Consider the following 14,290-nt stretch of genomic DNA (forward strand, 5'->3'; position numbering starts at 1 on the left):
TAGGCTTTTGCGATCGAAGGACCTCGACTCGGAGGCTGTGATGGCCTGCCGCGGAACGGCTTACCAAGACGACTTTTACATCTGGACACAGGAGCAGGGCGCCCGCCTGCGGGCGGGCGATGTCGCGGGGCTCGACTGCCCGAACCTCGCGGATGAGATCGAGAGCTTAGGCCGGACTCAGTTCGGGAGCTTGGTCGATGCTCTGCGGGGATTACTAATGACCATGCTGACGATCGATCGCCGCCCCGGTTTGCAGAACCGATGCAAGGCGATCGAGATCGCGATGCACCGGAATCACGTCTCCGACGAACTGCAAGACAGCCCGAGTCTCAGGAACCGGCTGAGCGACGCTATCGAGCGGGCCTATCGCTCCGCCCGCCTCGAAGCCGCGGACGCCACAGGCTTGGCGTTGAGGCACTTCCCAGAAGCCTGCCCGTACACGTATCAGGACATCATGGATCGTCCGTTCGCGATCGATCCCGAATCCTGATCGGACCGCCGAGGGCTCGTGCTCAAAACCCGCATCATCCCCTGCCTCGACGTGAAGGACGGCCGCGTCGTGAAGGGCGTCCGCTTCGAGGGGCTGCGCGATGCCGGCGATCCGGTGGAGGCGGCGAAGGTCTACGACGCGGCCGGCGCCGACGAGCTCTGCTTCCTCGACATCACCGCGAGCCGCGAGGCACGGGGCACGCTGCTCGATATCGTCAGCCGCACCGCCGAGGCCTGCTTCATGCCGCTCACCGTCGGCGGCGGCGTGCGTACCGTCGAGGATGTGCGCGCGTTGCTGCTCGCCGGCGCCGACAAGGTCGCGATCAACACCGCGGCCGTGAAGGACCCGGACCTCGTCGCCCGGGCGGCGGAAAAATTCGGCGCGCAGTGCATCGTGGTGGCGATCGACGCCAAGCGGGTCTCTGGTCCTGGCGAGCCCGCCCGGTGGGAGATCTTCACCCATGGCGGCCGCGACCCGACCGGGATCGACGCCGTCGCCTTCGCCCGCCTGGTCGCCGAGAAGGGCGCCGGAGAGCTGCTGGTGACCTCCATGGACAAGGACGGCACCCGTTCCGGCTACGACTTGGCCCTCACGCGGGCGATCAGCGACGCCGTGACCGTGCCGGTCATCGCCTCGGGCGGGGTCGGCGGTCTCGACGACCTCGTGGCCGGCGTAGCCCAGGGCGGGGCGAGCGCCGTGCTCGCCGCATCGATCTTCCATTTCGGGCAGGCGAGCGTCGCCGAGGCGAAGGCCCATATGGCGGCCGCCGGCCTCGCGATGCGACTCGACGGCCCGGCATCATCCGCGAGGGCGCCCCTGTGACCAGCATTCTTCTCGCCAACGCGACCCTCCTCGATCCCGCGACGGGGCGCGAGACGCGCGGTGCCGTGCTGGTGCAGGACGGCCGCATCGCCGACATCGCCGAGGGCGCCGCGCCCGGGGCTCCGGCGGGCGCCGCCCGGATCGACTGCCGCGGGAGAATCCTGACCCCGGGCCTGATCGACATGCGCGCCTTCGTGGGCGAGCCGGGGGCCGAGCATCGCGAGACCCTGGCCTCGGCCAGCGCCGCGGCGGCGGCGGGCGGCGTCACGACCCTGGTCTGCATGCCCGACACCAACCCGGTGATCGACGGCCCGGCGATCGTCGATTTCGTGCTCCGCCGCGCGCGCGATACCGCCTGCGTCCATGTCCTGCCCGCCGCCGCGATCACCAAGGGCCTGGCCGGCAAGGAGATGACCGAGTTCGGCCTCCTGCAGGAGGCCGGCGCGGTGGCCTTCACGGACGGGCTGCACGCCGTGGCGAATGCCCAGGTGATGCGCCGCGCCCTGACCTACGCCCGGGATTTCGACGCCCTGCTGATGCAGCATGTCGAGGATGCCGACCTCGTCGCCGAGGGGGTGATGAACGAGGGCGAGCTGGCCTCGCGCCTCGGGCTGATGGGCATCCCCCGCGAGGCCGAGACCGTGATGCTGGAGCGCGACATCCGCCTCGTGCGGCTGACCGGCGCCCGCTACCACGCGGCGATGATCTCGACCGCCGATTCGGTGGAGATCGTGCGTCGGGCCAAGCAGGACGGGTTGCCGGTGACCTGCGGCGTCTCGGTCAACAACCTCGTGCTGAACGAGAACGATATCGGCCATTACCGCACCTTCTGCCGGCTCTCGCCGCCGCTCCGCGACGAGGCCGACCGGCATGCCATGGTCCGGGCGCTCGACGAGGGCGTGATCGACGTGGTCGTCTCCGACCACAATCCGCAGGATGTCGAGACCAAGCGGCTGCCCTTCGCGGAAGCCGCCGACGGCGCCCTCGGGATCGAGACCCTGCTCGGCGCGTCCCTGCGCCTGGTCCATACCGGCGACCTCGCGCTGAACAAGCTGATCGCGGCGCTGACCGTGAACCCGGCCCGGATCCTCGGGCGCGAGGCCGGACGCCTGGCGGTCGGCGCGCCGGCCGACCTCGTGCTGATCGATCCCGATCTGCCCTACGTGCTCGACAAGCGCCGGCTGAAGTCGCGCTCCAAGAACTCGCCCTTCGACGAGGCGCGGCTCCAGGGTGCCGCGGTGCTGACCCTGGTTTCCGGGCAGATCGTGCACGCGATCGACGATCTCGCGGCGGCGGCCTGATGCTGGCCGATCTCGCGACGCCGGCCGCCCTCGGTGGCCTGGCCCTCGGCTACGCCCTGGGCTCGATCCCGTTCGGGCTGATCTTCACGCGCTTCGCCGGTCTCGGCGACGTCCGGGCGATCGGCTCGGGCAATATCGGCGCGACCAACGTGCTGCGCACCGGCCGGAAGGGCCTCGCCGCCGCAACCCTACTGGGCGACGCCCTGAAGGGGACGGCCGCCGTGCTGATCGCCCGTCAGCTGGGCGGCGAAGGCCCGGCGCTGGCTGCCGGGCTCGGGGCCTTCCTTGGCCATCTCTTCCCGGTCTGGCTCGGGTTCAAAGGCGGCAAGGGGGTGGCGACCTTCATCGGCGTGCTGCTGGCCTTCAGCCCCCCGGCTCTGGCCGCCTTCGCGGTGATCTGGCTCGGCCTCGCCTTCGCGCTGAAATACTCGTCGCTCGCCGCCCTGGCGGCCTCCGCGGCGACGCCGCTGGTGCTGTGGGCGCTCGGCGCGCCGACGCAAGCTGCGCTGTTCCTGCTGCTCGGCGTGCTGTTATGGTGGAAGCACGCGCCCAACATCCGGCGACTCGCGGCGGGCACCGAGGGGCGCATCGGCCAGAAAGGCTGAGCGTACGCGCCGGATGGCGCGATCCCGGGGGTGCGTCATGCAGCTCACCGATGCGCAACGCCTCGACTGGCTGCGCCTGATCCGGACCGAGGGTATCGGCCCACGCAGCTTCCGCTCCCTGATCAACCGCTTCGGCGGCGCGGCGGCAGCGCTCGAGGCGCTGCCGGATTTGAGCCGTCGTCAGGGCCGGCGCATCGAGCCGTTCAGCCGGGCGCGAGCCGAGGACGAAATCGCCGCCCTGGCGCGCCTCGGCGGGCGCCTGCTCGCCACCGGGGAAGCGACGTATCCCCGTCTGCTCCAGCTCACCGACGCGGCGCCGCCGCTGATCGCCCTGCGCGGCGCGCCACAGATCCTGAACCGGCCTTCGGTGGCGCTGGTCGGATCGCGCAACGCCTCGACCGCGGGCCTTGCCTTCACGGAGCGCCTGGCCCGGGGCCTTGGGCAAGACGGACTTGTCGTCGTGTCCGGCCTCGCCCGCGGGATCGATGCGCGGGCGCACAAAGCCACCCTGCAGACCGGCACCATTGCCGTCATGGCCGGCGGCCAGGATCGGATCTACCCGGCGAGCCATGTCGGTCTGGTGGACGCGATCCTGGGGGAGGGCGGGGCGGTCCTGGCCGAGATGCCGATGGGCTGGGAGGCGCGCGGCCGCGATTTCCCCCGGCGCAACCGGATCATTTCCGGTTTGGCCTACGGTACGATCGTCGTGGAGGCGGCGCGCCGGTCCGGCTCCCTGATCACGGCGCGCTACGCCCTGGAGCAGAATCGCGAGGTCTTCGCGGTCCCGGGCTCGCCCCTGGATCCGCGGGCCGAGGGCACCAACGACCTGATCCGCCAGGGGGCAACCCTGGTGGCCGACGTGGATCACGTCCTCGACGTGATCGGCCCGATCATCGAGCGCGGCCCCGATCCCGACGCCGCCCCCGCGCGGCAACGGCCCGACCTGGCCGAGCAGCCGGATTTCTGGGACGAGATCGATCTGGAGGGACGGGCGAGCCTGCTAAACGGTGGCGCAGACCCTGATCTCGTTTTCGACGCCCCGGTCGTCGAGCCGGACGAGCCCATGGACGATCGTCAAAAAATCATCGCCCTGCTGGGGCCGAGCCCGGTCGGCACCGACGAGCTCGCGCGCAGTGCCGGCGTCGGCGCCCGCGTGGTGCAGACCGTGCTGCTGGAGCTGGAGCTCGACGGCCGCATCGAGCGGCACGGCAGCGGCGCGGTCTCGCTGGTCAGTCGCTGACGGGGTCCGCGTCGGCATCGGCGAGGTTGCGCATCACGTCGAGGCAGCCCTGCAGGATGTAGGCGGCGGCGAGCTTGTCCACGAGCTGGCCGCGCCGCGCCCGGGACGCATCCGCCTCGATCAGCGCCCGGGTCACGACGGCGGTGGACAGGCGCTCGTCGAAGAACACGTGCGGGATGTCGATGATCGGCTTCAAGTTGCGCACGAAGGCGCGGGTCGACTGAACGCGAGGCCCCTCGCTGCCATCCATGTTGAGCGGCAGGCCGATCACCAGCCCGCCGACCGCGTGCTGCCGGCAGAGCGCGGCGAGGCGCTGGGCGTCGGGGGTGAACTTCACCCGGCGGATCGTCTCGAGGGGCGTGGCGATCTGCCGGCCCAGATCCGATAGGGCGAGCCCGATCGTCTTGGTGCCGAGATCGACCCCGATCAGGCGCGCGCCGCCCCGTGAGGCGGCCGCGAAGGTACGGATCTCGTCGAAATTCATGGCCAGGCCCTACGCCAGCCCGGCGCCCCGCGCCAGCGTCGCCTCCGCGATCCCGTCGAACCGGGCCGGAAGCGGCGTCGCGCCCGGACCCAGGACGATGGCGGCGGAGGGTCGGGTCACGCGGTCGAAGAAGTCGGCGAGGTTCTCGCCGCCGAAGCGCACGGTCTCGAGATCGGGGGCAAGCAGCCAGATGTCGTACTCGTCAGTCGTCCCGGCAACGTCCCAGAACAGGAAGCTGCCATCCTCGCCCGCGCCGAAGAAGCAGGCGCGCTCGATCACCGCCGGGTCGCCATCCTCGACGTCGAAGCGGTGCGGTTCGCCGTCACCCTCCAGCATCGCCACCGCGTTGCCCACGCTGACGGCGATCACCCCGGCCTGGGTCGCGAGATCGCTGGCCTCGAACGGCGCCGGCACGGCGATGCGGAACTGCTCGGCGGCCAGGCCGATGCCGCAGGTCTCGCAGAAGCTCCGGTAGGAGGCCGGCAGGGGGAAGCCGAGCTCCGCGGCGGCGCGGTCGAGACTCGCCGGCTGCGCAAGGAAGCCCGCCGACAGGCTCGTGAACACCTGCTCCCACATCAAACCCGCTCCCTCGTCCACAGCGTTAACGCTCTCCGCAGATCGACCCAGATGCACCCGGATCCGTTCGCGAATAGGTAGGTTAAAACTTCGTTAATCCACGTTTCGGGTATCGCCATGCCGACGATAGGCCAGCCCAGCGCCCCACGCCCGTCCCGCCGCAAGCAGCCCATGACCCGCAAGCAGTGCTGGATGCTGGTCCTGGCCTTCGAAGTTCTGGTCTTCGGTGTCTCGCAATCGGTCTTCCGGCCGGCGCGGCAGGCCGGGATCACGATCGAGATGTCGGTGACGCCGAACCACGTGGTGACCTGATCCACCCGGTCTAGCTGGATCTCTTCCCACGGCGCGGCCATGCAGACCACCGCCCGCGTTGCGGCGCGTCGAAGCGCAGTGCTATAGCCCGGCCCGGCGCCGGGGATGCCTCCCGGGCAGGGACGAACGGGACGGCATGTCGGTCGACGAGAAGACGGTTCGGCGCATCGCGCATCTGGCGCGGATCGCAGTCACCGACGACGAGGTCGGTCCGCTGCAGGGTGAGTTGAACGCCATCCTGGCCTTCGTCGAGCAGCTCGGCGCGGTGGACGTGTCCGGCGTCGAGCCGATGACCTCGGTCACCCCGATGGCGATGAAGAAGCGCGAGGACGTGGTCACCGAGGGCGGCCGCGCCGCCGACGTGGTCGCCAACGCCCCCGAGACCGAAGACAATTACTTCCTGGTTCCGAAGGTCGTCGAGTAGGCTGCTTCCGGCCTTCGGCGAAGCATGAATTCTGGCGGCATGCGCGCGGCGGCGCGCGCGAGGACGTGAACAGCGTGGATCCGAACGAACTCACCCTGGCCGAGGCGCGCGACGCCCTCAAGGCGAAGCGGATCTCGGCCCGCGAGCTGACCCAGGCGCATCTCGACGCGATGGCCAAGGCCCGCGTGCTGAACGCCTTCATCCGCGAGACGCCCGATCACGCCCTCAGGATGGCGGACGAAGCGGACAAGAAGATCGGCGCCGGCGAGGCCCGCCCGCTGGAAGGCATCCCGCTCGGGATCAAGGACCTGTTCTGCACCGACGGCGTCAACACCACCGCCGGCTCGAAGATCCTCGAGACCTTCGTGCCGCACTACGAATCCGCCGTCTCGGCCAATCTGTGGCGCGACGGCGCGGTGATGCTGGGTAAGCTCAATCTCGACGAGTTCGCCATGGGCTCGTCCAACGAGACCAGCGCCTACGGCAACGTGGTGTCGCCGTGGCGGCGCAAGGGCTCGGACGCCCAGCTGGTGCCGGGCGGATCCTCCGGCGGCTCGGCCGCGGCGGTCGCGGCGCGGTTGTGCCTGGGCGCCACCGCCACCGATACCGGCGGCTCGATCCGCCAGCCCGCCGCCTTCACCGGCACGGTCGGGATCAAGCCGACCTACGGCCGTTGCTCGCGCTGGGGCACGGTGGCCTTCGCCTCCTCCCTCGACCAGGCCGGCCCGATCGCCCGCACGGTGCGCGACTGCGCGATCCTGCTCGGCTCGATGGCCGGCCCGGATGCCCGCGACACGACCTGCGTCGACCTCCCGGTGCCGGATTTCGAGGCCGCGGTCTCCCGCGGCGTGAAGGGCCTGACCATCGGCATTCCCAAGGAGTACCGGGTCGACGGTATGCCGGCCGAGATCCAGAAGCTCTGGGACGACGGCGCCGCCTGGCTGAAGGCGGCCGGCGCGACGATCAAGGAGATCTCGCTGCCGCACACCTCCTCGGCGCTGCCGGCCTACTACATCGTCGCCCCGGCAGAGGCCTCCTCGAACCTCGCCCGCTACGACGGCGTCCGCTACGGCCTGCGCGTGCCCGGCAAGGACATCGCCGGGATGTACGAGAACACCCGCGCCGCCGGCTTCGGCCGCGAGGTCAAGCGCCGGATCATGATCGGCACCTACGTGCTCTCGGCCGGCTATTACGACGCCTATTACGTGCGCGCCCAGAAGATCCGCACGCTGATCAAGCGTGACTTCGAGCAGGCCTATGCGGCCGGCGTCGACGCGATCCTCACCCCGGCGACGCCGTCCTCCGCCTTCGGGATCGGCGAGAAGGCCTCGGCCGACCCGGTGGAGATGTACCTCAACGACGTGTTCACCGTGACGGTGAACATGGCCGGGCTTCCCGGCATCGCGGTCCCGGCCGGGATCGACGGGCAGGGCCTGCCGCTCGGCCTCCAGCTGATCGGCCGGCCGTTCGACGAGGAGACGTTGTTCGCGGTCGCCCAGGTGATCGAGGAGGCCGCAGGCCGGACGGTGCTGCCCGAGCCCTGGTGGGCATGACGGTCCCGTTCTATCCCTGGACGGTCTGGATCTGGGCCGCGTTCGATCCGGCTCTGATCGTGGTGGCGGTCTATCTCGGCTGGACCGCCAGCCAGTTCGGCAAGGTGTTCATCGCGGCGATCGCGGCGCTCGGCTTCTCGGTGCTGTTCTCCTGGGCGGTGAGCGCGGCCGGGATCCCCTGGCCGGCCCCGATCACCCATGACGGCCCGACCTTCTTCCCAGTGCGGGCGGTCGCCGCCCTGCTCTGGGCGATCTTCGGCTACGGCGCCCGGCGGGCCATCGCCCGGCGCGCTTGATTCTTGCGCGGGGCGACCCGTAAGTGTCTTTCAAGAGTAGGAACGCGGCACACGCCGCGATCCCACCCACGACCTCATCCTGAGGTGACCGCGTCAGCGGGCCTCGAAGGAGCCCTCCAGGCTCCGCGCGATCCCTGGAGCCCTCCTTCGAGGCTGCTGCGCAGCACCTCAGGATGAGGTTGTGGATCGGATCGTGCGGAGACCGCATCACATTTCGGCCCGGACGACCATGAACGCACCTGTCGATCCCAAAAAACTCATCAAGGGCGGCCTGCACGACTGGGAGGTGATCGTCGGCATGGAGGTCCATGCCCAGGTCTCCAGCCGCGCCAAGCTGTTCTCCGGCGCCTCCACCGAGTTCGGCGGCGAGCCGAACGACCACGTCTCGCTGGTCGATGCCGCGATGCCCGGCATGCTGCCGGTGATCAACGCCGAATGCGTCGCCCAGGCGGTGCGCACCGGGCTCGGCCTGAAGGCCCAGATCAACCTGCGCTCGGTCTTCGACCGGAAGAACTACTTCTACCCGGACCTGCCGCAGGGCTACCAGATCTCGCAGTACAAGGACCCGATCGTCGGTGAGGGCGAGGTGCTGGTCGACATGGCGGACGGCACGTCGATCACCGTCGGCATCGAGCGCCTGCATCTGGAGCAGGATGCCGGCAAGTCGCTGCACGACCAGGATCCGACCAAGAGCTTCGTCGACCTCAACCGCTCGGGCGTGGCGCTGATGGAGATCGTCTCCCGGCCGGACCTGCGCTCGTCGGAGGAGGCCAAGGCCTACGTGACCAAGCTGCGCACGATCCTGCGCTATCTCGGCACCTGCGACGGCGACATGGAGAAGGGCTCGCTGCGCGCCGACGTGAACGTCTCGGTGCGCCGCCCCGGCGAGCCGCTCGGCACCCGCTGCGAGATCAAGAACGTCAACTCCATCCGCTTCATCGGACAGGCGATCGAGACCGAGGCGCGCCGCCAGATCGCGATCCTGGAGGATGGCGGCAAGATCGACCAGGAGACCCGCCTGTTCGACCCGGGCAAGGGCGAGACCCGCTCGATGCGCTCCAAGGAAGAGGCGCACGATTACCGCTACTTCCCCGATCCCGACCTGCTGCCGCTCGAGTTCGACCAGGCCTATGTCGACGCCCTCGCGGCCGGCCTGCCGGAACTGCCGGACGCCAAGAAGGCGCGGTTCGTCAAGGATTACGGCCTCTCGCCCTACGATGCCGGCGTGCTCGTGGCCGAGCGGGCCTCGGCCGACTACTACGAGGCCGTGGCCAAGGGCCGTGACGGCAAGGCCGCGGCCAACTGGGTGATCAACGAGCTGTTCGGGCGCCTGAACAAGGAAGGCCTCTCGATCGAATCGACACCGGTCTCCGCCGACCAGTTCGGCGCGATCGTCGACCTGATCGGCGAGGGCGTCATCTCCGGCAAGATCGCGAAGGACCTGTTCGAGATCGTCTGGACCGAGGGCGGCGACCCGCGCGCCATCGTCGACAGTCGCGGCATGAAGCAGGTGACCGATACCGGCGCCATCGAGGCGGCCATCGACCAGATCATCGCGGCCAACCCCGACAAGGTCGCCCAGGCGAAGGAGAAGCCGACCCTGCTCGGCTGGTTCGTCGGCCAGACCATGAAGGCCACGGGCGGCAAGGCCAACCCGGCGGCGGTCAACGCGCTGCTCAAGACGAAGCTCGGGATCGCCTGACCCGCGCTCGGATCGCGACATGATGAGATCCCGCCGCGGCTCAGCCGGGGCGGGTGATGGCAGAGTGGGTCCTGATAAAAGAAACCGTAGCGGCAGCAGCTTGAGGTGGGGCCTTTCGCGTCTTCGAAGACGTGCCGTATCGGCCGCTTCTGCGCCCCTGGAGCTGCCTTCCGTCCGGTTGTCCGTTCAATGCCGCTAGGTTCCGGGCCGAACCTGTCCCTGAACCGTCTCAGCGGCGTCACGCTGCGGTGGAGTCATGCCTGTCTCCTCCAGCTTCAAATGACCGATCAAGACCAGCACATCCCTGATGCGCTGAACTATTGATCTGGTTCGTGTCCGCTGTCGCTGAACACATCCGAAGACTGCGCCGGCTTCGGAGTCGCGTCAACTCGGAATTTCCGGCCACGCTCGCTTTTCTCTGCTTTCGTCCGGCGGCAACGCACCGCGGCGTCGCCGGATCAAACACTTATGGCGGCCCGCACCGCAGCGCAAAAATTTAGCTCTCGCCCATCCGGATCGGCCCCATCCTACTTTCCGGCGCCCATGTTGTTCTCGACGAGAAACCGGATCCCGCGCGCGAAGGACTCGTCGGTGTCGCCGCGCAGGTCGACGCTGTAGGCCTTCTCCGGGACGTTGCCGGAGAGCTGTTTGACGTAGACGTTGAGGTTCAGGATCAGGTTGGACACCTTCTGAACCTCGCCGGTGATCGCCACGTCGGCGCCGAGCTTGCGCGCGAAATCCTCGGCGCAGCCGTTGCAGCGACGCAGATCCGCGCTCTTGGCGACCTCCTCCTTCACCGGATCGGTCGGCACGACCTCGAACAGGCCTTTCTTCGCGAGAAGGTCGCGCAGCTGGGCGCTGGTGCGGTCCAGCCGCGCCCGGTCGGCCTCGTCGCCCGGCACCGGCGAGAGGTTGGAGAACTGGAAATCGAACACCGCGGCCTTCTCGGGAGCGGCGAAAGCCGGGCCGGCCGCGAGCAACAGGGCGGCCGCGCAGAAAGCGGTCCGGAACATGGGCGTCTCCTCGTCGGCGCGCAGGCGGCGCCGTAGAGAGCCAACGCGGCAAGGCGCGGCGATGTCCCGGAATTCCCCCGATCAGCGCCGATCGGCTTCGACCTGCCCGTCGGCGGCCCTGGCGGTCGGGCCAGCCACCCGATCGCGCAGCCCCATGAACCACGTCGGCAACGGCGCGCGGCCGGTGCCCACCACCACGGTGGCGGTCATGCCGGCCACCAGCGGCACGTCGTCGGGCTTGTGGTCGATCCGGACGCGCACCGGCACGCGCTGGGCGAGCCGCACCCAGGTATAGACCGGGTTCACGTCCGGCAGCCCCTGGGTGCTGGCGGCGGCGTTGGCCGTCGAGATGCCCAGCGTGATGCTCTCCACCGTCCCGGTCAGGTGCGGCGCGTAGCCCATCAGCTTGATGTCGGCGGCGTCTCCGACATGGACATTGGCCATCTTCGTTTCCTCGAAATAGCCGTCGATCCAGAACGAATCCGTATCGACGACGCTGATGTTCGAGGTGCCGGTGCGGGCGTAATCGCCGACGCGCATCAGCAGGTTGGTCACGCGGCCGTTGACCGTGGATTTCACCTGCGTGCGCTCGAGATTGACCTTGGCCTGGCGCAGCTGCGCCTGCGCGCTCTCCAGCGACGCCTCGGCGATCTTGGCGGTGCCGGCGTATTGCTGCTTCTCCTCCACCGAGGTCGAGACGGTGGTGAGCGCCTGGCGGCGGGCCGATTGCGCATTCTTGACCTGAAGGTCGGCCTCGCGGTTCTTCACCTCGGCGTCCGCCGACGTGACCGCGACCTCGAAATCCACCGGGTCGATGACGTAGAGCAGGTCGCCCTTGTGGACGAACTGGTTGTCCTGGACCCGCAGGTCGACGATCTGCCCGGACACCTGCGGGGCGATGTTGGCGACCTGCACGCGCACCCGGCCATCCCGGGTCCACGGCGCCACCACGTAGAAGTCCCACACGAACACGGCCGCCACGAAGGCGACGAGCAGGATCACCCCGGTGGCAGCCAGGCGAACGACCTTCGCCCTGCGGCCGCGACGCGCGGTCAGCCGCGGCGGATCGGCCTGGCTCTGCGCGTCCGTGCGGGAAGCGGCCTTGGGATCGTCCTCATCGGCGGTTGTGGCGGGCATCTAGATGAACGCAATCAGGAGGGCGAGGACACAGACGTAGATGCCGGCCTCGGCCAGCGGGGCGTTGGCGACGTAACGGCTGAAGCGAATGCGGGCGAAGAACCACCGCAGGCAGACGAGGATCCCGAAGGCGATGAGCGCATAGGCGACGAACGAGGAGATCAGCACCCCGCCGATGTGGATATCCTCGTACATGCCGGTCCCGAGCCAACCTCTGCGTCAGAAGCGTGCGATGTTGAGCCGACGCAGGAAGCGTCGATGGCGCGCGATGGTACGGGCTGCCGTCACCAGGTCGCTGGCAGCCCGCGCCGTGGTGAGCCGCACTATCCGGTCCTGCCGTGACGCGGCCCGGATGAGATCCCGCGCACCGGTCTCGAGCACGCGATCATCGCCGGCGGCCAGCCCGGCGCCGGCTCGCTGGATCGCGTCGCGCAGCGGCTCCACCGCCCAGAGCCGCCGAAGCTCGGCATGGGCCCGGGCGGCCGCCGCCTCTAGGCGGGCCAGCGCGAAGGCATGCGAGAGGCTGGCCCGGCGCACGGCGCCGCTTCCGGAGCTGTAGCCAGCGAACTGGAGCAGCCGGTCGGCGTTCAGGCTCGTGCGTGTCGTCGCGTCGCCACCCTCGCCGACCAGGGCATCGGCCAGGGCGCGCTGCGCCGAATCGAGGGCATAGGCGCGCTGACGCTCACGCGTGGTCGGCAGCACCAGGCGCACCACGATCGACAGGATGGTGGCGGCCACCACGACGAGGAACGCGTTCAGCAGGAAGCTCTGCGCATCGTAGCTCTGCGGATTGGACGGGCCGAGCAGCACCGGGAAGAACACGATCACGATGAAGCCGATGCCGAAAGTCTTCGGGTTCAGCGACAGGAAGCAGCCGAAGAAGATCACCGGCGCCATCACGATGGCGAGCATCGGGAAGCCCTGGACCCCGTCGAGGAACACGAACCGGGCGATGCCCGCGAAGGTCGCCGCCAGCGTCATGCCGATCACGACGCCGTTGGCGAATTTCTTCGGATCGGGTGTGGTGGAGGACAGAGCGGCGGTCGCGGCGACCTGCACCAGCGCGAAGGATGCCTCCGGCAGGCCGAGCGCCACGAAGGCGGCGGCGGTGATCGCGAAGCCGATCGCGACCCGCAGGGCCCCGCGCAGGGCGACCGGAAAATCCCGATGTGTCGGCAGGGCTGCGTCCCGAAGCGGCCGATGGCCGTCGGCCAACGCCCGGATGCCGTCCTGCGCGAAGGCCGCCGCACAGACCACATCGAGGGCGCGCTGGAGGACGACGACCTCGTCGAGAGGCCGGTCGCCGTCGCGGATCGCGTCGTCGATGAGGGCGCGCAGGCGTTCGTCGTCCCGTTCGAGGGTCTCGGCATCGGGATCCTCGGCGACGCGGTGGCAGATCTGAAGCGCCTCCTCGACCGCAGGGCTGCGGGTGGGCAGACAGGCGGCCGCCGCCGCGACCGCGCGGATCGCCGCCGCCAGGACGTAGAAAGCCGCGATGCAGCTGCGCGCGCCCGCGGCCCGCCAGGGCCCGTCGTCGAGTTCCCCGGCGATCGCGTTGGCGTCCGGCCGCATCGGCGCGATCGTCCGGATCAGCGCGGCGGTGCGGGACGCGCCGAGATCGCCGTTGGCGAGGGTCTCGCGCGCATAGGCGCGCGTGTCGTCCCAGGCCTTTCGGAGTTGCGGGAGCAAGGTCCGCCACGTGCTCGGAGAGGCGAGGGCATCGTTGATGAAGGTGATCACGATGATGCCCAGCACGATCACGGCGACGCGGGAGACCGCCGCGTCGAACGTGCCCTGCGGCTCGTCGATCTGGCCCAGCGCGATGATCGCCACTGTGTAGCCCGACAGCATCGCGCCGTAGGCGCGCGTATCCTGGAGGTATTGCGCGGTGAACACGCACAGGCCGAGCCAGGTCGTGAACGAGACCAGCAGCAGGACCCGGTCCTGCCCGAACAGCGCCATGAACACGATCGACACGGCGGCGCCGATCAGCGTGCCGAGCAGGCGGTAGACGGCCTTCGAGATCGCCTGCCCGCGCTTCGGCTGCGCCAGGATCGCCACGCAGGTTGCCGCCGACGAGGCGCTGTCGAGCTGCAGCCAGAAGGCCGCAGCGAGCGCCAGCATCATGGCGATCCAGATGCGCAGGGCGAAAGCCCAGGCCGCCGGCTTGGGCACCCAGGCGTCGAGAAAGCCGAGCAGACGGTCGAGAGCCGGGGCGGGGAGCGCAGGCCCGTTCGCGGCGGATGTCTCAGACATGCCGCAAGAGGCCCGTCAACGGCCAAGACCCTTGCCGATCCGCCATCTTCGCAACGGGTCCCGTTCCTGCTCGATACAG

Annotated in this window: 16 protein-coding genes; 10 read left to right on the forward strand and 6 right to left on the reverse strand. The window is 69.5% G+C overall.

Features of this window, described 5'->3' with window-relative positions; all coding sequences use genetic code 11:
• The first annotated feature begins 40 nt into the window (after window positions 1-40).
• The 5 genes from BMZ47_RS00910 to dprA are packed head-to-tail and all read left to right on the forward strand — an operon-like array spanning window position 41 to window position 4,458.
• The gene (locus BMZ47_RS00910; RefSeq protein ID WP_091858079.1) at window positions 41-490 is read left to right on the forward strand and encodes a DUF29 domain-containing protein; all 450 of its coding nucleotides are present in this window, start codon (window positions 41-43) and stop codon (window positions 488-490) included.
• Between the two features lie 18 nt (window positions 491-508).
• Entirely contained in the window at window positions 509-1,312 is an 804-nt protein-coding gene (gene hisF, locus BMZ47_RS00915; RefSeq protein WP_007564329.1) for an imidazole glycerol phosphate synthase subunit HisF, read from the forward strand.
• Window positions 1,309-2,613 carry a dihydroorotase gene (locus BMZ47_RS00920; protein ID WP_091857661.1) on the forward strand — a complete coding sequence of 435 codons (1,305 nt, stop codon included), beginning with the start codon at window positions 1,309-1,311 and terminating at the stop codon, window positions 2,611-2,613. Before hisF ends, BMZ47_RS00920 begins: the two co-directional genes overlap by 4 nt.
• Window positions 2,613-3,218 carry a glycerol-3-phosphate 1-O-acyltransferase PlsY gene (plsY, locus tag BMZ47_RS00925; protein ID WP_091857662.1) on the forward strand — a complete coding sequence of 202 codons (606 nt, stop codon included), beginning with the start codon at window positions 2,613-2,615 and terminating at the stop codon, window positions 3,216-3,218. The genes BMZ47_RS00920 and plsY overlap by 1 nt, the downstream gene beginning before the upstream one ends.
• A gap of 37 nt (window positions 3,219-3,255) precedes the next feature.
• Window positions 3,256-4,458, forward strand: a complete 1,203-nt coding sequence (gene dprA / locus BMZ47_RS00930; RefSeq protein WP_091857663.1) for a DNA-processing protein DprA — start codon at window positions 3,256-3,258, stop codon at window positions 4,456-4,458.
• On the opposite strand, the gene ruvX is transcribed toward dprA, so the two are convergent.
• Both ruvX and BMZ47_RS00940 read right to left on the reverse strand, forming a co-directional pair.
• A complete protein-coding gene (gene ruvX / locus BMZ47_RS00935) occupies window positions 4,448-4,942 on the reverse strand; it encodes a Holliday junction resolvase RuvX (protein ID WP_091857664.1) in 495 nt (164 codons plus the stop codon). The two genes, dprA and ruvX, sit on opposite strands and share 11 nt — an antisense overlap.
• Before the next feature lie 9 nt (window positions 4,943-4,951).
• A complete protein-coding gene (locus BMZ47_RS00940; protein WP_091857665.1) occupies window positions 4,952-5,518 on the reverse strand; it encodes an SMI1/KNR4 family protein in 567 nt (188 codons plus the stop codon).
• Between the two features lie 171 nt (window positions 5,519-5,689).
• Here BMZ47_RS00940 and BMZ47_RS28360 point away from each other — a divergent pair, with 171 nt between their 5' ends.
• The 5 genes from BMZ47_RS28360 (at window position 5,690) to gatB (ending at window position 9,805) form a co-directional block, all read left to right on the forward strand.
• Window positions 5,690-5,830, forward strand: a complete 141-nt coding sequence (locus tag BMZ47_RS28360) for a hypothetical protein (RefSeq protein ID WP_165486560.1) — start codon at window positions 5,690-5,692, stop codon at window positions 5,828-5,830.
• A 136-nt stretch (window positions 5,831-5,966) separates the two neighbouring features.
• Window positions 5,967-6,254, forward strand: coding sequence for an Asp-tRNA(Asn)/Glu-tRNA(Gln) amidotransferase subunit GatC (gatC, locus tag BMZ47_RS00950; protein ID WP_007564343.1), 288 nt, complete (start codon window positions 5,967-5,969; stop codon window positions 6,252-6,254).
• Window positions 6,255-6,328: 74 nt separating this feature from the next.
• Window positions 6,329-7,807: an Asp-tRNA(Asn)/Glu-tRNA(Gln) amidotransferase subunit GatA gene (gene gatA, locus BMZ47_RS00955; RefSeq protein ID WP_091857666.1), complete on the forward strand. Its 1,479-nt coding sequence runs from the start codon at window positions 6,329-6,331 to the stop codon at window positions 7,805-7,807.
• Window positions 7,804-8,103: a hypothetical protein gene (locus BMZ47_RS00960; protein WP_007564346.1), complete on the forward strand. Its 300-nt coding sequence runs from the start codon at window positions 7,804-7,806 to the stop codon at window positions 8,101-8,103. The genes gatA and BMZ47_RS00960 overlap by 4 nt, the downstream gene beginning before the upstream one ends.
• Window positions 8,104-8,332: 229 nt before the next feature.
• Complete coding sequence (gene gatB / locus BMZ47_RS00965; RefSeq protein WP_091858082.1) at window positions 8,333-9,805, forward strand: Asp-tRNA(Asn)/Glu-tRNA(Gln) amidotransferase subunit GatB; 1,473 nt, start codon at window positions 8,333-8,335, stop codon at window positions 9,803-9,805.
• 527 nt (window positions 9,806-10,332) lie between these two features.
• On the opposite strand, the gene BMZ47_RS00970 is transcribed toward gatB, so the two are convergent.
• The 4 genes from BMZ47_RS00970 to BMZ47_RS00985 all read right to left on the reverse strand — a co-directional run bounded on the left by BMZ47_RS00970 (window position 10,333) and on the right by BMZ47_RS00985 (window position 14,211).
• Window positions 10,333-10,818: a DUF3280 domain-containing protein gene (locus BMZ47_RS00970; RefSeq protein WP_091857667.1), complete on the reverse strand. Its 486-nt coding sequence runs from the start codon at window positions 10,816-10,818 to the stop codon at window positions 10,333-10,335.
• Between the two features lie 81 nt (window positions 10,819-10,899).
• Entirely contained in the window at window positions 10,900-11,955 is a 1,056-nt protein-coding gene (locus tag BMZ47_RS00975; RefSeq protein WP_091857668.1) for an HlyD family secretion protein, read from the reverse strand.
• The gene (locus BMZ47_RS00980) at window positions 11,956-12,150 is read right to left on the reverse strand and encodes a DUF1656 domain-containing protein (RefSeq protein WP_091857669.1); all 195 of its coding nucleotides are present in this window, start codon (window positions 12,148-12,150) and stop codon (window positions 11,956-11,958) included.
• Between the two features lie 24 nt (window positions 12,151-12,174).
• Window positions 12,175-14,211, reverse strand: coding sequence for an FUSC family protein (locus BMZ47_RS00985; protein ID WP_091857670.1), 2,037 nt, complete (start codon window positions 14,209-14,211; stop codon window positions 12,175-12,177).
• Window positions 14,212-14,290 lie beyond the last annotated feature (79 nt).

The organism is Methylobacterium brachiatum (genome assembly GCF_900113845.1).
GTDB classification, from domain to species: Bacteria; Pseudomonadota; Alphaproteobacteria; order Rhizobiales; family Beijerinckiaceae; genus Methylobacterium; species Methylobacterium brachiatum.